Genomic DNA, 19,930 nt, shown 5'->3' with positions numbered 1-19,930 from the left:
TCGCAGCCTGCGGCAGCTCCTACATTTAAACCGCAATCCGCTATAGGAGCTGCCGCAGGCTGCGATCTTTTGATCTGTTCAATGCATAAAACCCGCTGAGCATAGCGCTTCGTTGCATATTGCATGGATTTGGGAAGTTCAAACTTTATAAGTCATTGAAGTACATCGAGTTATTTAAAACCCACGACTGGCACGGTGACTGCAATTGCTCATTCGAAGAGTTGTAACACCATCTTTCTGCCTGGAGCGATACAACGATGAATAGATCCTCTGATGGTTTCTATCCTGCCGTAGATGAATCGAGCACGCTCTCTGGCGTGTCCTGGGGGGCGATATTCGCCGGGGCCGCGGCTGCGGCGGCGTTATCGCTGATCCTCGTGTTACTGGGTTTTGGCTTGGGTTTTTCGGCGGTATCGCCATGGGCCAATGAAGGCGTAAGTGCCAAGGGCCTGGGCATCTCGACGATCGTCTGGCTGGCTTTCACACAAATTGTCGCTTCCGGCGCCGGTGGTTACATTGCCGGGCGGTTGCGGGTGAAGTGGGCGTACATGCATGGCGACGAAGTCTACTTCCGTGACACGGCCCATGGTTTTCTGGCCTGGTGCGTGGCGACGTTGGTGACTGCAACGCTGGTGGCCGGATCTGTCAGCAGTCTGGTCAGCGGTGGGGTGCAAGCCGGAGCGCATATGGTCGGTGGCGCTGCGAGTGCCATGACCCAGGCGGCTGGTACGGCCGCTGCCAATACTGACAGCGATCAGTACGGTTACTACATCGACAGCCTGTTTCGCGATGATCGCCCAGCCGCCGTCAGTGATGACGCCGCTCGCGGCACTGTGACTCGTATCTTTGTTCGCTCCCTGAGCAATAACGGTCAACTTGCCGCTGAGGATCGCACTTACCTGGCGCAACTGGTTGCACAGCGGACCAACCTCACGCAAGCGGACGCGGAACGTCGTGTCGACGAAGTTTATGCCCGTACGCAAAAAGCAGTGGCCGACGCCAAGCTGGCGGCGCAACAGGCGGCGGACACCGCCGCAAAAGTTGCCGCCTGGACCACATTGTGGATGTTTGTTGCGTTGTTGCTCGGTGCGTTCTTCGCCAGTTTTGCCGCGACTTTCGGCGGTCGTCGTCGGGATGCCGTGGTGTATCTGGAAACCGACACTTACGTCACCACCGCACCGATTCGCTAACCCAGGAGAATTACCATGCGCTCACTACTGCTGTTCTTTCTTGGCGTACCGATCCCGATCATTATCCTGATCGCCTTGTTTATGCACTGATCTATTAAAGGCAAAAGATCGCAGCCTGCGGCAGCTCCTATATGGGTTTATGTAGGAGCTGCCGCAGGCTGCGATCTCTTGATCTTTAAAATCTCATTCCATCGGTGTACTCACGAATTCCTGCAATCCTTCAGCATAAGCGGTGTACGCAGTGATCCGCGGAAACCGCGCCACGTCAACCTGATCCGGCACCACCAAATTGGTGAAGCTCCAGGCAACGGCCAGGGTAATACCATCCTGTTCAATCGAGCCGTCGGTTTTCAACGGTTGCTTCTCCAACTCCCGTTCCAGCGCCGCATAGGCTGCCGCCAATTGCCCTTCGACCCGTTCAACCCATGGTTCGAATTGAATCTCCGCCGGGCGCAGATTGCGCTCGTAATACAGCTGCACGGATTTCTCGCAGGCCGCCAATGCCAGGCCAATCAGGCGCAACGAACGCAGGCGTTGCGCGATGTCGTTGGGTATCAGGCTGCGGTCGGAGCCGGCGAGCGCTTCCAGGTAATCGATGATCAGCGTCGAATCCATCAGCACTTCGCCGTCATCCAGCACTAGAGTCGGTGCCTTGACCACCGGGTTGATCTCCTGGAAATGCTCGAAGTGCCTGAACACCGAAACCGACTCGTGCTCCAGCGCAATACCCAGGCGTTTCGCAGAAATAGCGACGCGTCGTACGTAAGGCGAATCCAGCATGCCGATCAGCTTCATTTAACCGCTCCTTGATATAGCCGTTTCGGGAGGGACAACCTTAGCTGAGGTTGCGCGACCTGCAAATGGCGGAGGGGCGTAGCCGTTTGTCTTCTATATACCTGTGCTCAATTGAATTTCTTGCTATAAACGCACTCCGATAACCGCCGCGATGCCTGTCATAGCGCATTTTCCAGGCCTTGTCGGACAAATTCGCTGTCTTTTCAGTTGCTGAGGCCTCAAGTCGGCCTTAGACTGCCGCCCCTCGTAAATTGAGTGCCGGGTGGCGCTTGGAACAAATGGCGCCTTTCCGATGACCTGCCAAGGTCCGCCGGAACGCTCCCTTATTCGCCTTAATGCACGTTTTTTTATAGAGATATCAATGACAAAGGACAAGTTGCTGGCCATGCCGGCGGATGACTACATGAATGCCGAGCAACATGCTTTTTTCTCCGAGCTGTTGCAAAACATGAAAGTCGAAACCCATGAGCGCATCGAACAGAACCGCATCGCCATCGAGAGCCTGGACACCCCGGCCGACCCGGCTGACGCTGCTTCTGTCGAAGAAGAGCGCACCTGGCTGGTGAACGCGATCGATCGCGATCAGCGCATGCTGCCTCAGTTGGAACAAGCCCTGGAACGCATCAAAGAAGACAGCTTTGGCTGGTGCGACGACAGCGGCGAGGCCATTGGCCTGAAACGCCTGCTGATCAGCCCTACCACCAAGTACTGCATCGAAGCTCAAGAGCGTCATGAGCAAATCGACAAGCATCAGCGTCAGGCCTGATTCTGTGAGGTAGCCCATTTGATGTGGGCTGCTTTGAAAAGATCGCAGCCTTCGGCAGCTTCTACAGGTTTATGTGAACCCCTGTAAGAGCTGCCGCAGGCTGCGATCTTTGCTTTTCGACGTCTGCAGAAATACCTCGTACTTCTATTGATCTGCTAAAGCATTCGCGACTAAAGGCTTATAGATAATGGCTTTATAGTGGCGTTTAGTGCGAAGACAACAATTAGAAGATGTCGGGGTGATAACGATGACGAGAGACGGATCTCTGGTTGCGGCTGTGCCAGCACCAGTGCTTTTGCCGAAAAACCGCTGGTTGACGCCGACCCTGCAAAGCATCGCCCTGATGCTGTTGCTGTGTGGCATGACGCTTGGAAGTTGGTCGCTTTATATTGGCCTGCCGTTGGCCGTGCTGATTATCTGGCTGCCTCGCCTGCGTTCGCGCGCGACGCCTCAAGTCGCTTCTGCCGATACCTCCAGTGCCATCTCCGCATTGACCCGCGATCTTTCCTACACCACCAGTCATAACGCGCTGTCAGCGGCTGGCGTGGCGTTTTCGGTCAAGCAGTTGGCAGACAAGCTGCAATCGCAACTCAGTGCAGCGGCGCAAATTGTCAGCAACGCCGAAGTCATGATTGCTACCGAACAAGCCACCTCGACGCTCAGTCGCGAGGCGCTCAGCGCTGCCAGCGAGGCGCATCAGAGCGGTGCGGCTGGACGTACCGAGTTGATTGAGTCCATTGCGCGCATGCATCAGTTAAGCCAGCGGGCCAGTAATAGCCGTGAACTGATCGAGGAGCTGAGTCAGCGCAGCGACGACATTCAACGGGTCACGCTGGTGATTCAGTCCATCGCCAGCCAGACCAATCTGCTGGCCTTGAATGCCGCGATTGAAGCGGCGCGGGCCGGGGAACATGGGCGCGGCTTTGCGGTGGTGGCCGACGAGGTCCGCGGACTGGCTGCGCGCACCGCGACCGCAACCGGGGAAGTGGGCGAGATGGTTGCCGATATCCAGCAACGCACGGCGCAAGTGGTGGAACAGATCCGGCAACTGTCCAGCGATCTCGACACGGGCGTTCAACAGGTTGAGCACACTGGTCAGCACCTGGAAAACATTGCGCGCCTGGCGGCCAGCGTCGAAAGCCAGGTCGGGGAAATCGCCCGAGGCGCCGACACCAATCGCGAACAACTCGACAGCCTGTTTCACGCCATCGAGCAAATGCGCAGCGACCTGGCCATCAGCGACGAACAAACCCGGCGTCTGGCCCAGGCCGCGGTGCAAATGGAAGGTCAGGCCGAAAGCATCAGCGAACGCCTGGCAGAAGTCGGACTGGATGACTATCACCAGCGGATCTACGACCTGGCCCGCGAAGGCGCGAGCCAGATTACGGCACGTTTTGAAGCCGACATCGAGGCAGGTCGTATCAGCCTCGACGACCTGTTCGACCGCACTTACCAGGCCATTGCCAACACCAGCCCCGCCAAGTACCAGACACGCTTCGACCGCTACACCGATCAGGTCTTGCCGGCTATTCAGGAGCCGCTGTTGCCGCGCCATGAAGGTCTGGTGTTCGCCATCGCCTGCACTCAACAGGGTTATGTGCCGACCCACAACAAAGTTTTTAGCCAGCCACTGACCGGGGATGTGCAAGTCGATACCTTGCAAAACCGCACCAAGCGCAAATTCGCCGACCGCACCGGCATCCGTTGCGGCAGTCATCAACAAGCCGTGTTGCTGCAAACTTATACACGTGACACCGGTGAGCTGATGCATGACCTGTCGGTGCCGATCATGCTCAAGGGGCGGCATTGGGGCGGGTTGCGTTTGGGGTATAAGCCGGAAGCGCCTCGGTAGAGGTGTTTTTTCATCAGGACCAAGTGGTCTTTTTCGCGGGCAAGCCTCGCTCCTGCAGGTGCGAATATGTGTAGGCGCGAGGCTTGCCTGCGAAAGCTATTGTTACGGTTTTGGCAACGAAGCTGTACAAAGTCGTTATTGTTTCCGTGCTGGAGAACTCATTACCATACCAACATAGTTAGGTTGCTAACGGAGTTCCAGAGGTCAGCATGCAAAGCAAAGTTGATGTCGCGGTGATGATTGGCAGCGGTGTACCCGCCAGTTTGCGGGCGTTGGGGCAGAGTGTCTGCTGGGTCGTGTTGCTCAACGGCGAGCGCCGGGGGACGGCATTTTCCAGTCGCGATGAAGCGGAAGAGTGCAGGGCTGCCTGGTTGGCGCAGTTAAACGCCGAAACACCAGCCAGCCTGCATTGAATCTGAAACTAGTGAATTTGGTGCATGCGCAGGTTCAGGTCGTCGACCACCCGCGCCCAGTCGGCATCTTCACGCAGTTGTTCTTTGAGAAAGCCTGCCTGTTGCGGCGTCCAGAATTCGGCGTCAATGAGCTTCTTGTCGTCGGGCAGCGGTGAATGGCTGGCAATGAAATCGTCGATAGCTTTCTGGGTGGAGTCCAGGCCGAGCTGGTCGAACAAACCTTTCAAGTCGTGGGTCGGTGATTCCATCTTCATCTCCTTGCAGGTAGTCGGTCGAATCGAGTGCGAGAACCGAAGTACGGCCCCATTGCATCTGAGGGAGCCGCGCTTCAGAGGTTCGAAACGATGTGCAAACTCAGGAGAGAGCATAGACCGCAATCCCGATCGTCAGGCTTTCAATGCACCTGCATCGACGGCTGCCTTCAGCTCTTTGGCTGACTCCTGGGCAGCGATGGCGGCGACGTCCGAGGTTTTGAACCAGCGATCTTTTTCGACCTGGTGATAGGTCACGGTTTTTAGTGGCGGCTTGGCGCGCATGACAATGACAGCCTGGTACTCGCCGTCGATCTCTCTGGCTTCACCCCGGATAAAAAATTCGCCGATATCAAATTCCGTCACGTAGCTGCCTTCCCTTGGAAATATATTGTTGTGTGAACGCAATCCTCCCGCAGAGGGGGAGCGTTTCTTTGGCCGGGCAGTATGGCAGTAGTTGCATGCCGGCGGCTGAGATAAGTCGCCGGCATGACGAAACGTCTATACCCGTGAACGGGGCAAACGGCTCAAACGCGTGATTCAAGTGAACGGGCGAGCGCACAGGCTTCGTTGTGGTCGCCGCGGAAACCTCTTACATGCCCCGTGGAAGTTTCCTTGATATGAAAGAAGGCATTGCCGGCCAATATCACTTGAAACCTGGGCGGGCCAGGGTCTTGAATGGAAAGTTCAGGGTGATGCAACATCGCAGGAGGCGAAGCTTGGGGATGAGTGAAGTGTGTCAGTGTGCACATATGAAGTCCTTTTCGTTGTTTTACCGACGTATGTACGTCGGTATGGGTAGTCTCGGTGAGCATCGCTGCTCTAGAATCACCGTCACTGGTGGGTGATGATGGTTATCTAAAGCAATTTTTGGCTGGCGATATGTCAGAAAAGTGCTTTTTTTTTGAGAGTTTTTTCCCTGAAGTTGATAGTCCGTATTTCTCTGGCCGTACAAAGGGCGTTTTCCTTCAACCTTTGACGAATGCCAGGCAAGACGATGTGAGCGACATCCAGTAGTCTGCTCAAGCCTTGTGATGCATGGGCGCACTGCTCATAAAGGATATCAACCCGGGTTATCTGGCTTCACCTTCGGCATTGCTGCTTTTTTGGCTGAGCGCTTTTTTCGCGTGCAGCGTCATTTTCAGATGTGGGGATGTTTCCTTGGCAGTAAGTAATCTCGATATGCATGCTTTGTTCGTGCTGGGTGATTTGCGCGCAAAGCTGGTTAAACAGTTTCAGTCACGTTTCGTTTACATCACCGAACAGACTGCTGAAGGCATCTACATTGCCGAAATCGACACCGAATCAGCGTTGGTGGTGGACGACAAACCCGGGCTTAAACTCAAGGTGGGCGATCATTTCAGCGCTTCGGTATTGCCCAGCCGCGAAGGCGGAAAACTGGAAATCAAATTCCGCGATATCAAGCTGACGGTCTACGGTCTGGGCGATTACGCCTTTGTGACCACTGCCGACGGCCAGGCCATCGTGTTCAAGGAAGGTCACAGCACAGTGACGGTGTTTGCCGCCCACCAGCAGTTGCAGGAAGGCCTGACCAAAACCTTGAAAGCAGTGACCGGCAAAGCTGCCAAGTGGCGCAAAGGCGAACTGGTGACGTTCAAGGCCAGCGAGTAATGAGCCTGACCCGCGCCGACTTCCACGAACAGAATCTTGCCAGCGCTCAAATCGAAGCCCGGCGGTTGTTCGAGCAGAAGGCTGTTCTGCAGGGAGCCTGGCTGAATTGGGTGGCCTCACAGATCTACACGTTGCGCCCGGTGGAATACGCCAGCATGGTCAGAAGAGAACTTGCGCGCTTGCAGGAAATTTCCGAAAACTAAACCATGCCCCCTCGAAAGCAGGAACCTCTACTACAGTCAGTTGACTGACTATTCAGAGGCTTCGCGGTCATCTGCCAGGCCATCCTGCTATTGCTGTGAACAGCACGAGGTGCAAAAGCATGAAAGGTTTTCGACGGTTGCTGGCCGCTGCCCTGGCCACTTTCTGTTTGTTGGCGTCATCCGTTCCGGTATCGGCCGCCCAGACGCCGATCCACTTCGCCGACCTGAACTGGGAAAGCGGCAGCCTGATCACCGATATCTTGCGGATCATCGTTGAGAAGGGCTACGGGCTGCCGACCGATACCTTGCCGGGCACCACCATCACCCTGGAAACCGCGCTGGCCAACAATGACATTCAAGTCATTGGCGAAGAATGGGCGGGGCGTAGCCCGGTCTGGGTCAAGGCGGAAGCCGAAGGCAAGGTCGTCAGCCTGGGCGACACGGTCAAAGGCGCTACCGAAGGTTGGTGGGTACCGGAATACGTGATCAAGGGCGACCCGGCCAAGGGCATCAAGCCGTTGGCGCCGGACCTGCGCAGTGTCAGCGACCTGCCCAAATACAAAGACGTGTTCAAAGACCCCGAAGCCCCGAGCAAGGGGCGTTTCCTTAACAGCCCGATTGGCTGGACATCGGAAGTGGTCAACAAGCAGAAGCTCAAGGCGTATGGGCTGGACGACAGCTATGTGAACTTCCGCAGTGGTTCCGGGGCGGCACTGGACGCGGAGATCAGTTCGTCGATCCGTCGGGGCAAGCCGGTGTTGTTCTATTACTGGTCACCTACGCCATTGCTCGGGCGTTTCAAACTGATTCAGCTCGAAGAACCGCCATTCGATGCTGAAGCCTGGAAAACCCTGACCGACGCCGATAACCCGAATCCAAAACCGACCCGGTCGCTGGCTTCGAAGCTGTCCATCGGCGTGTCGACGCCATTCCAGAAGCAGTACCCGCAGATTGCCGAGTTCTTCACCAAGGTCGATCTTCCCATCGATCCGTTGAACAAGGCCCTGGCTGAAATGAGCGAGAAACACACGGCGCCGCGTCAGGCGGCCGAAGACTTCATGAAGAAGCACCCGGATGTCTGGAAAGCCTGGGTGCCCAAGGATGTGGCGGACAAAGTCGCCGCGGAGCTGAAATGATACGGTGATCCTGAACCCCGCAACCCTGTAGGAGCTGCCGCAGGCTGCGATCTTTTGATCCTGTTTTTAAGAAGGTCAAAAGATCGCAGCCTGCGGCAGTTCCTACATGAATGAGTCCATCATCAGATGCCGCGTGCACTTCGATAAATGCCGACTAGGATGATTCTGGCCAAATCCCTTTCAAGGATTCTCGACCATGACGTTTGTGCTGGCTCAATGGCTGGTGACGATTTTCGCTGTGATCAGCCTGATACATGTGTATTGGGCGTTGGGCGGCGAGTGGGCAGCGGTGGCTGCGGTGCCGCAAGTGCCTGACGAGAGTGGTTCGCGGTTGCGGCCAGCCTTCAAGCCGCGCGGCTGGATCACGCTGATGGTGGCTGCGGCGTTGCTGTTGATTGCGCTGTTGGTGTGTTTACGGGTTGGCTGGTGGGTGCCTGCGGTGTCCCATTGGTCGCTTCAGTGGCTTATAAGTGCTATCGCGCTGCTGATGTTTGCCAGGGCCATTGGCGATTCGAACCTGGTGGGGTTTTTCAAGGAAGTCAAAGGCTCACCTTTTGCCTGGCTGGATACGTGGGTCTACTCGCCCCTGTGCATGCTGTTGGGCGGCGGGTTGTTGGCTGTTGCCTGGATGTGAGGTCGATCAAAATCAAAAGATCGCAGCCTTCGGCAGCGCCGCAGGCTGCGATCTTTTGACCTTTGACTAACTTCCGCTTTCCGTGCGCCGACTGGATACCTCTGCCGGCACATCATCCCCCGCCATACGCTTGCGAAACAGCGCCGCCCGCGCCAGCAGCAAAGTGGTCACGGGCACGGTAATCGCCAGCAGGATCGGAATCAGCCAGGCGTGCAGCACCAGCCCGGACTTCATTCCCGAAAAGTAAATGATCGACGCCAGTGCCACGCACCAGGCACCCAAGGTCGAGGCCAGGGCCGGTGGGTGCATGCGCTGGAAGTAATCCTTCATCCGCACCAGGCCAATGGCGCCAATCAGCGCAAACAGGCTGCTGAGCACCAGCAGGATGGCCACAGGGATTTCCACCCACAGAGACAGTTGCGCGCTCATTCGATGACCTCGCCACGCAGCAGGAATTTCGCCAGGGCAAACGAGCCCACGAAGCCGAACAGCGCGATCAGCAGCGCCGCTTCGAAGTACGTGTCACTGGCATAGCGAATGCCCAGCGCCAGCATCATCAGCATCGCGATGATGTACAGGTAGTCCAGCGCCAGAACCCGGTCCTGGGCCGAGGGGCCTTTGAACAGACGGATCAGGGTCAGGATCATCGCCACGGAAAACAGGAACAGACTCAACACAATTGCATTCGACAGCAGGGCGCTCATTCGAATATCTCCATCAACGGACGCTCGTAAGTCGTCTTGAAGTGCTCGATGAACAAGGCGTCGTCCTCCAGATCGAAAACGTGCAGCAACAGAATGCTGCGGTCCAGCGCCAACTCCGACCAGACGGTGCCGGGCACCACGGTGCAGATCATCGCCAAGGTCGCCAGGCCGTTGGCATCGCGCAGGTCCAGCGGCACCTTGATGAACTTCGAGCGTGGCGGGCGGCGACTGGCGTTGAGCACGCCCCAGGCCACGACGAGATTGGACAGCAGCACATCGCGACCGACCACCAGGAACAGATGCAAGATGACCCCGGGCCGGCGAATGCGGATAGGCAGCGGGCGCAATTTGCGCATCATCAATGGGGCGCAGAACCCCAGCATGGCACCCAGCAACAGGTTGCCCGGGCTCATCGACAGGTTCAACACCAGCCACAGCAGCCACAAGGACAGCGACAGCCACGGCGCAGGAAACAAACGCTTCATGGTTGCACCTCCAGCAGCGCTGCCTTGGCTTCCGGACTTGGAACCGCGCGCGTACCGAGCACCGCCATCACATACTGCTGCGGGTTGTTCAAGGCATCGGCGGCCGCCTGGGTATAGCGCAGCAGTGGTTCAGCCTTGAAAGTCAGCAGAATGCTCAAACCCAGCAGCGCGAAGATCGGCACACATTCCAGGCGCCGCAGGATCGGCGACGGCCGTTCTTCGGGGGTCCAGAAGCGCTGGATGCCCAGGCGCGAAAAGGCGATCAGCGATGCCAGCCCGGAGAGCACCAGCAATGCCAGCAAACCCCACGCCGCATTCGATACTGGCGCGTCACTGCCGTTGCCCAGGCCCAGCGGGTTGAGCAGGGCGTTGAGCAGGCTCAGTTTGCCGATGAACCCGGAGAGCGGTGGCATGCCGATGATCAGCAGGGAGCAGGCGATGAAGCTCAAACCGAGAAAGGCCATGGTCCAAGGGATGACCTGGCCGATCACAGCCTTCTGATCGTCGTCGAGGTTGATGCCCTTGACTGGTTGCGACGATTCAATCGGCCGCGCCAGCATCTCATTTTCATCTTCCAGCGGGATCTCGATGGCCGAGCGCGAGCGTTCAATCAACTCAGCCAGCATGAACAACGCGCTCAACGCCAGGGTCGAGCTGACCAGATAAAACAGCGCCGCGCCGATCAGGTTGGGCTGGGCAAAGCCGATGGCCGACAGCAAGATCCCAGCCGACACCAGAATGCTCAGGCTGGCCATGCGTTCCAGTCGTTGCGCAGCGAGGATAGCCAGTGCCGCGCAGACGATAGTCGCCATGCCGCCGTAGATCAGCCAATCGCCACCGAAATACGCCGACGCCCCAGCCTGACCGGAGAACAGCAGGGTCCACAGGCGCAGCAGGGTATAGATGCCGACCTTGGTCATGATCGCGAACATCGCCGCCACTGGCGCGCTGGCCGAGGAATACGCCGGCACCAGCCAGAAGTTCAGCGGCCACATACCGGCCTTGGCCAGGAATGCGACGGCGAGAATCCCCGCGCCAGCATGCAGGAGCCCGCGATCGGCTTCCGGCACCAGCGGGATTTTCAGTGCAAGGTCGGCCATGTTCAGCGTGCCAGTGACGCCATAGATCAGCGCCGCGCCAATCAGGAACAAGGTCGACGCCAGCAGGTTGATCGAAATGTAATGCAAGCCCGCCGACACTCGCGCCCTTCCCGAGCCGTGGAGCATCAGCCCGTAGGACGCGGCCAGCAGCACTTCGAAGAACACGAACAGGTTGAACAAGTCCGCTGTCAGGAACGCGCCGTACAGGCCCATCAACTGAATCTGGAACAGCGCGTGGAAACTCGAACCGGCGCTGTCCCAACGTGCCATGGCGAACAACAATGCACTGACGCCGATGATCCCGGTCAGCACCAGCATCAGCGCCGACAGGCGATCGACCACCAGCACCAGCCCGAACGGCACCTGCCAGTTACCCGGCAAGTACACGCCGATGGAACCGGGTACGCCGGTGGTTTGCGTCCATTGCAGCAGCAAGACGGAAATACCGAGCCCGAGCAGGCTGGAGAACAAATTGATCTTGGCTTTGAGCGGGCGATGTTTCTCGCCGAGCATCAGCATGATCGCGGCGGTCAGCAGCGGCAGCAGAATCGGCGCTGCGATCAGGTGCGTCATTGCATTCATTCTTTAGGCTCCCGGCCATCCACATGGTCGGTGCCGGTCAGGCCGCGGGAAGCGAGCAACACCACGAGGAACAGCGCGGTCATGGCGAAGCTGATGACGATGGCGGTCAGCACCAGTGCTTGCGGCAATGGGTCGGTGTAATGCAGTAAGTCCTGCGGCACGCCGTCCTTGATGATTGGCTCTTTGCCGATGAACAGGCTGCCCATGCTGAAGATGAACAGATTGACGCCATACGACAGCAGGCACAGGCCCATGACCACCTGAAACGTCCGAGGCCGCAGGACCAGCCAGACGCCGGACGCGGCGAGTACGCCGATGGCGATTGCGATGACTTCTTCCATCAGACGGCTCCCTTCGTGGCGACGGATTTAGGTTGGGCAGCGGTTTTGTGGCCGCGTACCGATTGGTGGGCGAGGGCGGTGAGGATCAACAGCGTCGAACCGACCACCACCGCGTACACGCCGATGTCAAAGAACAGTGCGCTGGCCAGGTGAATGTCGCCGAGCAGCGGCACGTCAAGATGCCAGGTGTGGGTGGTCAGGAACGGATAGCCAGCGGCCATCGCCCCAAGCCCGGTGACCGTGGCGAACAGCAGGCCGGTGCTCATCCAGCGCAGCGGTCGCAGACTCATTTGGGCCTCGACCCACTGGGTGCCGGCGACCATGTATTGCAGGATGAACGCCACCGACATCACCAGACCGGCGACAAAACCGCCGCCCGGTTGGTTGTGCCCACGCATGAACAGGTAGAACGACACCACCACGGCAATCGGCAGCAACAGACGCACCAGCACCGCCGGGACCATCATGAAGCCGAGCGCGGTGTCGCTGGCGTGACGCGGGTTGACTAGGTCGGTGACCACGTCAGGCGCGAGCAAACGCTGCTGGGCAGGCAATTGCAGGCTTTCTTTCGGCGGACGGAAACGCCGCAGCAGGGCGAACACAGTCAGCGCCACGGCCACCAGCACGGTGATTTCACCGAGGGTGTCGAAGCCACGGAAGTCCACCAGCATCACGTTGACCACATTGCTGCCGCCGCCTTCAGGCAAGGCACGGCTCAAGTAGAAGGAGGAAATGTCGTTCGGCGTCTGCCGCGTGAGCATCGCGTAGGCCAGCAACGCCATGCCGCCGCCGACCACGGTCGACAACAACAAGTCACGGATACGCCGGATACGCGCCTTGCGCAGGCTGCTCGGCAGTGGCGAAACCTCTTCGATCCGTCGTGGCAACCAGCGCAGGCCCAGCAGGATCAGCACGGTGGTCACCACTTCGACCACCAGTTGCGTCAACGCCAGGTCCGGCGCCGAAAACCAGACGAAGGTCACACAGGTCATCAGGCCGCAGACGCTGACCATCGTCAGGGCCGCGAGCCGGTGGTACTTGGCTTGCCACGCGGCGCCGAGGGCGCAGGCAATCGCCAGCAGCCACAGGATCACGAAGACGATCGAGCCAGGGATTTTCGGCCGGTCGCCCCAGTGCAGGCTGCTGTGCAGCATAGGAATCAGCCCGGCCAGCACCGCCGCGAGCACCATCAAAAATAACTGGGTTTGCAGGCGCTTGGTGCTGATGCGCCGCTGCAGGCGCCGGGCCAGGCGCATCATGATCACCAGGCTGCGCTCGAACAGGCGTTTGCCATTCAAACGGCCAACGAGAGGCGGGTAACGGAAACGGCCGCGCTTGAGTTGATTGCGCAGCAGCAGGTACACCACGATGCCGCCGGACATGGCGATCAGGCTCATGATCATGGGGGCGTTCAATCCATGCCAGATTGCCAGGCTGTATTCCGGCAAGGTGCCGCCAACTACCGGCAGCGCGGCGGCGGCGAGCAAGGGGCCGACCACCTGAGCCGGGAAGATCCCCACCACAAGGCAGGTAAACACCAGCAACTCGACCGGCGCACGCATCCAGCGCGGCGGTTCGTGCGGGGTATGGGGCAGGTCGGTGGCGGTCGGACCGAAGAACACGTCGACGGTAAAACGCAGCGAATAGGCAACGCTGAATGCGCCAGCGATGGTCGCGACAATCGGCAAGGTCATTTCGACCCAGGCCGTTGCGTTGATGAACACGGTTTCGGCGAAGAACATTTCTTTCGACAGGAAGCCGTTGAGCAGCGGCACGCCGGCCATGGAGGCACTGGCGACCATGGCCAGGGTGGCCGTAAACGGAATCAGCTTGAACAGGCCGTTGAGTTTGCGGATGTCGCGGGTGCCACTTTCGTGGTCGATGATCCCGGCAGCCATGAACAACGAGGCCTTGAAGGTGGCGTGGTTGAGGATGTGAAACACCGCTGCCACAGCGGCCAACGGACTGTTCAGGCCCAGCAGCAGGGTGATCAGGCCGAGGTGGCTGATGGTCGAGTAGGCCAGCAGACCCTTGAGATCGTTCTGGAACATCGCGCAGTAAGCGCCGAGCAACAGGGTGCAGGCTCCGGCTCCGCTGACGATGTAGAACCATTCTTCGCTGCCGGACAGCGACGGCCACAGCCGCGCGAGCAGAAACACCCCGGCCTTGACCATGGTTGCCGAGTGCAGATAGGCCGACACCGGTGTCGGCGCGGCCATCGCGTGGGGGAGCCAGAAGTGGAAGGGGAATTGCGCACTTTTGCTCAGCGCGCCGATCAGGATCAGGGGTAACAGAATGGGGTAGAGGGCATGTGCGCGGATCAGATCGCCGGCGGCCAGGACCTTGTCCAAATCATAGCTGCCGACCACATGGCCAAGCAGCATGACCCCCGCTAACAGACACAAACCGCCCGCGCCGGTGACCATCAACGCCATGTAGGCGCCGCGTCGTGCATCGGCGCGGTGGTGCCAGTAACCGATCAGCAGGAACGAGAAGAGGCTGGTCAACTCCCAGAAAAACACGATCTGGATCAGGTTGCCGGAGATCACCAGCCCGAGCATGGCGCCCATGAACGCCAGGAAAAACGCAAAGAAGCGCGGCACCGGATCATCCGGCGACATGTAGTAACGGGCATACAGCGACACCAGCGTGCCGATGCCCAGCACCAGAATCGAGAACAGCCAGGCAAAGCCGTCCATGCGCAGGACGAAGTTCAGGCCCAGGCTGGGCAGCCAGAAGAACTCTTCGCGGATGACGCCACCATGGGCGATTTGCGGGTACAGGAGGGCGACCTGAATGGTGCCGATCAAGGCGACCAGGCCAGCCAATAGCGATTCGGTGTTACGCGCGTTGTGTGGCAGCAATGCCGCCAGACAGCTGCCGATAAAAGGCAGAAGCAGTAGAACTATCAGGGACATAGGCTTCTATTCTGCGGAAGTTTGTGAAGCATCATACGTGCCAGCTCCCGGATCGCCAAACGCCAAGCTGTCGCAGAATCCTACACGTTAGACGGAAAAAGCCTGCTTCACATTGTTTCGGCGGTATCCCCCCAAAAGATCGCAGGCTGCGGCAGCTCCTACACACGTACCCTATAGGAGCCGTCGAAGGCTGCGATCTTTAGATCTTGCTGTTTAATTGCCGCTTTCGCTTTCCAGCGCCTCATCAACCTCGGTACCCGCCTTACCCTTGGTCTTCAACTCACTGACAATCACCGCCGCCACGATAAGCCCGGCCCCGAGCAGTGCAATCGCCGGCAACCGCTCCCCGGCGATCCGCCCGACAATCCCGGCCCACACCGGCTCACCGGCATAAATGAGCGTCGCCCGCGTCGGTGAAACGCTCTTCTGCGCCCAGTTCATCGCCACCTGAATTGCCGCACTCGCCGCGCCCAGACCCAACGCGCTGCACAGCAGCAGCCAGGAGAAATCCGGAATGTGTTCCTGGGTCGGCACCACCATCAGGAACGACAGCAGCGAAGTCACCGCCAGTTGCACCACGGTCACCCGTTTCACATCGACCTGACCGGCAAAGTTGCTGATCAAGATGATTTCCGCAGCAATCGCAATCGCGCTGATCAATGTGGCGATTTCGCCGGGGCTGAAGTTGAACGAAGCACCGGCAGGTCCCGACAGCAACATCAGCCCGGTGAAGGCCAGCATGATCCCGATGCTCGGCATCAGCCCCGGACGCCGCCCCAGCACCAGCCATTGCAGCAACGGCACGAAGGGTACGTACAACGCGGTGATAAATGCCGACTGGCTGCTGGGAATGCTCTGCAATCCGACCGTCTGCAGGCCGTAACCGAGCATGATAGCGATGCCAATAAAGGCGCCGGCCTTGAGTTCGAACAAGGTCAGTTCCCGCAGGCTGCGCCAGGAGAACAGGGCGACAATAGTCGCGGCGGCGGCGAAGCGCAGGCCGACGAAGAACATCGGACCGCTGACCGTCATCGCATGCTGAACCAACAAAAAAGTCCCGCCCCAGACCATAGTGATCAGCACCAAAACGCATTCGGCCTTGCTGAGCTGCAGGAAACGGGAAGGAGCCCGGGAAGCATTCACCGACGTCATGATCTTGCACACACCTGAGGGGGGCCGCACAATGCGCCCAATGTTGCGCAGTATACTGCCCAGCCCCTCCAAGTGAGCAATATAGTGCACAAAGATTCCTCGCCACGGGCTTCGGTCCTTCAGCACGTCAGTCAGAATGTTCGACGCCTACGTCATGCAGCGGATATGAGCCAGACCGCTTTGGCCGATAAATCCGGGGTCAGCCGCCGCATGCTGGTGGCCATCGAGGCCGGTGAAAAAAACGTCAGCCTGACCACGCTTGATCGTGTGGCCGAAGCCTTGGACGTGGCATTCAGCGACCTGATCCAGGCGCCCGATGTGCGCGACCACAGCCGCATCAATGAGCTGGCCTGGGCCGGCACGATCCCCGGCAGCAAGGCCGTGTTGCTGGCCAAGGCCAACGCCAGCCGTGAAGTCGAACTTTGGGAATGGCGCCTCGAACCGGGTGAGCATTACCCGTCGGAGCCCGATGCCGATGGCTGGAGCGAACAGTTCTACGTCTTCGAAGGCTGCCTGACCTTGATGGTCGGCGATGTTCCGCACAAGATCGGCACCGGTGAGTTCTTCATGTTCGCCAGCAACCAACCGCATTCCTATCGCAACGATGGGCCGGTGGCGGTGCGGTTCGTACGCAATGTGGTGATCTGAACTGTTGAGGGAGCAACAGCGGATCGACACTTTGCTGTTTCAATGCTGTGATTGTTTCTGTGAATTTAATTTAACTAATTGAATTTAAACGATTTAAAAGTAGGCATGACTCCTGCAAAAGCGCTGGGAATATCCCTCTGCTTCAGGAGTGCCGTTTAATGGCCCGTGAAATTCGTCTCAACGCTTTTGACATGAACTGCGTCGGCCACCAGTCGCCGGGGCTATGGGCGCACCCGCGTGATCGCTCGTGGCAGTACAAGGACCTGGAATACTGGACCGATCTGGCGAAGATTCTTGAGCGTGGCAAGTTCGACGGTTTGTTCATCGCCGATGTGCTCGGCATCTACGACGTCTACAACGGCAACGGTTACGCGGCGATCCGTCAGGCGGCGCAAGTGCCGGTCAACGATCCATTGCAACTGATTCCGCCGATGGCGCTGGTGACTGAGCATTTGGGCTTCGGCCTGACCGCATCGCTGTCGTTCGAACATCCGTACCCGTTTGCCAGGCGTCTCTCGACCCTCGATCACCTGACCAAAGGCCGCGCCGGCTGGAACATTGTCACCTCGTACCTGGAGAGTGGCGCAAAGAACCTCGGGCAGAAAACCCAGACCGAACACGACGCCCGTTACGACTTCGCCGAGGAATACCTGGAGGTTTGCTACAAGCTTTGGGAAGGCAGTTGGGAAGAGGGCGCGATCCTGCGTGATCGCGAGCGCCGGGTGTTCAGCGATCCGGGCAAAATCCATGAGATTCAGCATTTCGGCAAACACTTCCAGGTGCCGGGGATTCACCTCTGCGAGCCGTCGCCGCAACGCACGCCAGTGCTGTATCAGGCCGGCGCGTCGAGTCGCGGCAAGCAGTTCGCCGCCGAACATGCCGAGTGCGTATTTGTCGCCGCGCCTTCGAAAGTGCTGCTGAAGAAAACCGTAGCGGATATTCGTCGTCGCGCGGCAGAGGCGGGGCGCGATCCGTCGAAGATCCTGATCTTCAACTTGCAGACGGTGATCCTTGGCGAAACCGACGCCAAGGCCAAGGCCAAGTTCGAGGAATACAAAACCTGGGTCAGCTATGAAGGCGCCATGGCGCTCATTTCCGGCTGGACCGGGATCGATTTCAACCAGTTCAAACCGGATGAACCGCTCAAGAACGTGCACACCAACGCCATTCAATCGGCGGTGGAGGCGTTCTCCACCGCCGACCCGAACAAGGTCTGGACCCCCAACGAATTGGCTGACTGGGTAGGCATTGGCGGGTTTGGCCCGCTGTTTGTCGGCAGCCCGGAAACCGTTGCCGATCTTTTGCAGGAGTGGGTCGAGGAAACCGATGTCGATGGCTTTAACCTGGCGTATGCGCTGACCCACGAAACGTTCATCGACGCTGTGGAATTGCTGGTGCCGGAGTTGCAGAAACGCGGGGCCTACAAAACTGAATATGCGCCGGGGACCTTGCGCGAAAAGCTTTTTGGCGAAGGCCCGCGATTGCCGGAAATTCACCCGGGCAACGGTTATCGCGATTTGGCGGCGCTGCATCAGCAGGAGCAGAGAGCGGTGTGGCCTCCGGCGACCAGCAGCAGATGATTGCCATCATTCAGGCGTTGATGACACATTTGTATGACTTCTCTCCAGACAAACACAGATCAGCGAGAACGGCATGAGTGAAACCCAACACGGACAGGCGACCGACGCCATCCGTCACGCGGACATCCTGATCATCGGCGGAGGCCTCAGCGGTGCGATGCTGGCTGCGCAGTTGTTGCGCCTGCCGGGCAAACGCGAGGTGTTGGTGATCGAGCCCCGTGCCGAACTCGGCCGGGGCGAAGCCTACAGCGCCGTGGAGTTGGGCCATACGCTCAACGGCAACGCGGCGCGCATGAGTGTCGACCCGGACAACGCCGACGACCTGACCCAATGGTTGACGGAATACATCGCTGCCGGCGGCTGGCCGGAGTCGGATGAGCAACATGTGCTGGTCAGTGAGTTGTTTCCACCACGCGGGATTTTCGGCTTGTACGTGCAGCAGCGTCTGGCTGAGGCCCAAGCGGTTGGCGCGCGGAACGGCTCAACGGTCGAGCATGTGCGGGCCGAGGTGGTCGATCTGCAATGCGATGCCGATTCGGTGCGGCTGACGTTAAGCGACGGTCAACGCTTGCAGGGCGCTTTTGCCGTACTCGCCACCGGGATGTTCCCCGCCGCGCGTACACCGCAAACCGAATCCAGCGGTATGAATGCGACGGCGCTCGATCCGTGGGATGTGGCCGCCATGCAGCAACTCGACCCACAGTCGACGGTGCTGATCATTGGCTCGGGGCTGACCATGGTCGACGCGGTGGTGTCGCTGGAGCAGGCCGGGCATCGCGGGCCCATCGAAGTGTTTTCCCGGCACGGCTTGTTACCCCATGTGCGGCGGCAACCACCGGTCTGGATCGACTTTCTTGCCGAAGATCACGCTATTCGTACCCCTCGACAGTTGGTGCGCGAGCTGCGTCGGCATTGCCGTGATGCCGTCGCTCAAGGCATCGACTGGCAGGCACCGCTGGACACGGTGCGGGCGCACATCGGCCGCTTGTGGAGTCAGGCCACTGACGTGCAACGCCGCCAGTTCGTGCGGCATGTGCGACCGTGGTGGGAAAGCCATCATCACCGCTCGCCGCCGTTGAGCGCCGAATTGGTGGAGCGCCTGCACGGGGAAGGGCGGTTGCGGATTCAAGCGGCGTCGTTCAAAGGGCTTGAACCGTCGGTGATCGGTGAAGTTAGCATCCGCATTCGGCGGCGCGGTGAGGCTCATACCACCGTCGTCAGTGGAGCGGCGCTGATCAACTCCAGTGGCATTGAATACGACTGGCGCCGGGTCGCGCGTCCGCTGCCGCAACAATTGCTGGCGCGTGGACTGATCCGGCCGGGGCACTTGGCGTTGGGAATTGCAGCGCAGGTTGACGGTGCGGTGCTGGACGCCGATGGCCAGGCGGCACCGCGACTGTTTGCCATGGGACCACCGTTACGCGGGATGTGGTGGGAAAGTACCGCAGTCACCGACGTTGCAAGCCAGGCCAAAGCCCTGGCCGTACGCCTGACAACACCGCACCCCATGCCGCCAACCCTGTAGGAGCTGTCGAGCCCCGGCGAGGC

At 59.1% G+C, this 19,930-nt stretch carries 22 protein-coding genes; 11 read left to right on the top strand and 11 right to left on the bottom strand.

The window, feature by feature from the left end; all coding sequences use genetic code 11:
* The first annotated feature begins 257 nt into the window (after nucleotides 1-257).
* Nucleotides 258-1,190, top strand: a complete 933-nt coding sequence (locus KUF73_RS29840; RefSeq protein WP_218441534.1) for a hypothetical protein — start codon at nucleotides 258-260, stop codon at nucleotides 1,188-1,190.
* A 183-nt stretch (nucleotides 1,191-1,373) separates the two neighbouring features.
* Here the strand turns inward: KUF73_RS29840 and KUF73_RS29835 are convergent, their stop codons facing one another.
* Complete coding sequence (locus KUF73_RS29835) at nucleotides 1,374-1,985, bottom strand: glutathione S-transferase (RefSeq protein ID WP_218441533.1); 612 nt, start codon at nucleotides 1,983-1,985, stop codon at nucleotides 1,374-1,376.
* Between the two features lie 361 nt (nucleotides 1,986-2,346).
* Between KUF73_RS29835 and KUF73_RS29830 the strand changes: the two genes are divergently transcribed.
* The 3 genes from KUF73_RS29830 (at nucleotide 2,347) to KUF73_RS29820 (ending at nucleotide 5,016) form a co-directional block, all read left to right on the top strand.
* A complete protein-coding gene (locus KUF73_RS29830) occupies nucleotides 2,347-2,751 on the top strand; it encodes a TraR/DksA family transcriptional regulator (protein ID WP_007907888.1) in 405 nt (134 codons plus the stop codon).
* A gap of 247 nt (nucleotides 2,752-2,998) precedes the next feature.
* Nucleotides 2,999-4,603, top strand: a complete 1,605-nt coding sequence (locus tag KUF73_RS29825; protein ID WP_218441532.1) for a methyl-accepting chemotaxis protein — start codon at nucleotides 2,999-3,001, stop codon at nucleotides 4,601-4,603.
* Nucleotides 4,604-4,812: 209 nt separating this feature from the next.
* Complete coding sequence (locus tag KUF73_RS29820; RefSeq protein ID WP_218441531.1) at nucleotides 4,813-5,016, top strand: hypothetical protein; 204 nt, start codon at nucleotides 4,813-4,815, stop codon at nucleotides 5,014-5,016.
* 8 nt (nucleotides 5,017-5,024) lie between these two features.
* On the opposite strand, the gene KUF73_RS29815 is transcribed toward KUF73_RS29820, so the two are convergent.
* The 3 genes from KUF73_RS29815 to KUF73_RS31510 form a co-directional block, all read right to left on the bottom strand.
* Complete coding sequence (locus tag KUF73_RS29815) at nucleotides 5,025-5,264, bottom strand: DUF2789 domain-containing protein (protein WP_047530030.1); 240 nt, start codon at nucleotides 5,262-5,264, stop codon at nucleotides 5,025-5,027.
* 138 nt (nucleotides 5,265-5,402) lie between these two features.
* On the bottom strand, nucleotides 5,403-5,633 hold the full coding sequence (locus KUF73_RS29810) for a hypothetical protein (RefSeq protein WP_218441564.1): 231 nt from the start codon (nucleotides 5,631-5,633) through the stop codon (nucleotides 5,403-5,405).
* Between the two features lie 161 nt (nucleotides 5,634-5,794).
* Nucleotides 5,795-6,019, bottom strand: a complete 225-nt coding sequence (locus KUF73_RS31510; protein WP_256345714.1) for a hypothetical protein — start codon at nucleotides 6,017-6,019, stop codon at nucleotides 5,795-5,797.
* 430 nt (nucleotides 6,020-6,449) lie between these two features.
* On the opposite strand from KUF73_RS31510, the gene KUF73_RS29805 reads away from it, so the two are divergent.
* The 4 genes from KUF73_RS29805 (at nucleotide 6,450) to KUF73_RS29790 (ending at nucleotide 8,872) form a co-directional block, all read left to right on the top strand.
* Nucleotides 6,450-6,899: a hypothetical protein gene (locus KUF73_RS29805; RefSeq protein WP_218441563.1), complete on the top strand. Its 450-nt coding sequence runs from the start codon at nucleotides 6,450-6,452 to the stop codon at nucleotides 6,897-6,899.
* Nucleotides 6,899-7,102: a hypothetical protein gene (locus tag KUF73_RS29800; RefSeq protein WP_218441530.1), complete on the top strand. Its 204-nt coding sequence runs from the start codon at nucleotides 6,899-6,901 to the stop codon at nucleotides 7,100-7,102. The genes KUF73_RS29805 and KUF73_RS29800 overlap by 1 nt, the downstream gene beginning before the upstream one ends.
* A 119-nt stretch (nucleotides 7,103-7,221) precedes the next feature.
* Entirely contained in the window at nucleotides 7,222-8,238 is a 1,017-nt protein-coding gene (locus KUF73_RS29795) for an ABC transporter substrate-binding protein (protein WP_218441529.1), read from the top strand.
* A 196-nt stretch (nucleotides 8,239-8,434) separates the two neighbouring features.
* Nucleotides 8,435-8,872: a DUF3995 domain-containing protein gene (locus KUF73_RS29790; RefSeq protein ID WP_218441528.1), complete on the top strand. Its 438-nt coding sequence runs from the start codon at nucleotides 8,435-8,437 to the stop codon at nucleotides 8,870-8,872.
* Nucleotides 8,873-8,938: 66 nt separating this feature from the next.
* On the opposite strand, the gene KUF73_RS29785 is transcribed toward KUF73_RS29790, so the two are convergent.
* The 7 genes from KUF73_RS29785 to KUF73_RS29755 all read right to left on the bottom strand — a co-directional run bounded on the left by KUF73_RS29785 (nucleotide 8,939) and on the right by KUF73_RS29755 (nucleotide 16,244).
* Nucleotides 8,939-9,301: a Na+/H+ antiporter subunit G gene (locus tag KUF73_RS29785; RefSeq protein ID WP_218441527.1), complete on the bottom strand. Its 363-nt coding sequence runs from the start codon at nucleotides 9,299-9,301 to the stop codon at nucleotides 8,939-8,941.
* Complete coding sequence (locus KUF73_RS29780; RefSeq protein ID WP_218441526.1) at nucleotides 9,298-9,576, bottom strand: K+/H+ antiporter subunit F; 279 nt, start codon at nucleotides 9,574-9,576, stop codon at nucleotides 9,298-9,300. Before KUF73_RS29780 ends, KUF73_RS29785 begins: the two co-directional genes overlap by 4 nt.
* Complete coding sequence (locus tag KUF73_RS29775) at nucleotides 9,573-10,061, bottom strand: Na+/H+ antiporter subunit E (protein WP_218441525.1); 489 nt, start codon at nucleotides 10,059-10,061, stop codon at nucleotides 9,573-9,575. Before KUF73_RS29775 ends, KUF73_RS29780 begins: the two co-directional genes overlap by 4 nt.
* Nucleotides 10,058-11,743 carry a monovalent cation/H+ antiporter subunit D gene (locus KUF73_RS29770; protein WP_218441524.1) on the bottom strand — a complete coding sequence of 562 codons (1,686 nt, stop codon included), beginning with the start codon at nucleotides 11,741-11,743 and terminating at the stop codon, nucleotides 10,058-10,060. Before KUF73_RS29770 ends, KUF73_RS29775 begins: the two co-directional genes overlap by 4 nt.
* Entirely contained in the window at nucleotides 11,740-12,084 is a 345-nt protein-coding gene (locus tag KUF73_RS29765; RefSeq protein ID WP_003202835.1) for a Na+/H+ antiporter subunit C, read from the bottom strand. Before KUF73_RS29765 ends, KUF73_RS29770 begins: the two co-directional genes overlap by 4 nt.
* The gene (locus KUF73_RS29760) at nucleotides 12,084-15,002 is read right to left on the bottom strand and encodes a monovalent cation/H+ antiporter subunit A (protein ID WP_218441523.1); all 2,919 of its coding nucleotides are present in this window, start codon (nucleotides 15,000-15,002) and stop codon (nucleotides 12,084-12,086) included. The genes KUF73_RS29765 and KUF73_RS29760 overlap by 1 nt, the downstream gene beginning before the upstream one ends.
* Nucleotides 15,003-15,215: 213 nt before the next feature.
* Nucleotides 15,216-16,244, bottom strand: coding sequence for a DMT family transporter (locus KUF73_RS29755; RefSeq protein ID WP_218441522.1), 1,029 nt, complete (start codon nucleotides 16,242-16,244; stop codon nucleotides 15,216-15,218).
* Here KUF73_RS29755 and KUF73_RS29750 point away from each other — a divergent pair.
* The 3 genes from KUF73_RS29750 to KUF73_RS29740 all read left to right on the top strand — a co-directional run bounded on the left by KUF73_RS29750 (nucleotide 16,239) and on the right by KUF73_RS29740 (nucleotide 19,907).
* Nucleotides 16,239-16,802 carry a helix-turn-helix domain-containing protein gene (locus KUF73_RS29750; protein WP_218441521.1) on the top strand — a complete coding sequence of 188 codons (564 nt, stop codon included), beginning with the start codon at nucleotides 16,239-16,241 and terminating at the stop codon, nucleotides 16,800-16,802. The genes KUF73_RS29755 and KUF73_RS29750 overlap by 6 nt on opposite strands.
* 158 nt (nucleotides 16,803-16,960) lie before the next feature.
* The gene (locus KUF73_RS29745; protein ID WP_218441520.1) at nucleotides 16,961-18,382 is read left to right on the top strand and encodes an LLM class flavin-dependent oxidoreductase; all 1,422 of its coding nucleotides are present in this window, start codon (nucleotides 16,961-16,963) and stop codon (nucleotides 18,380-18,382) included.
* A gap of 73 nt (nucleotides 18,383-18,455) precedes the next feature.
* Complete coding sequence (locus KUF73_RS29740; RefSeq protein WP_218441519.1) at nucleotides 18,456-19,907, top strand: FAD/NAD(P)-binding protein; 1,452 nt, start codon at nucleotides 18,456-18,458, stop codon at nucleotides 19,905-19,907.
* The last annotated feature ends 23 nt before the right edge of the window (nucleotides 19,908-19,930 follow it).

The sequence above is a fragment of the Pseudomonas sp. PD9R genome (genome assembly GCF_019200975.1).
Taxonomy (GTDB): Bacteria; Pseudomonadota; Gammaproteobacteria; order Pseudomonadales; family Pseudomonadaceae; genus Aquipseudomonas.
This window is presented reverse-complemented; position numbering and strand designations above follow the sequence as displayed.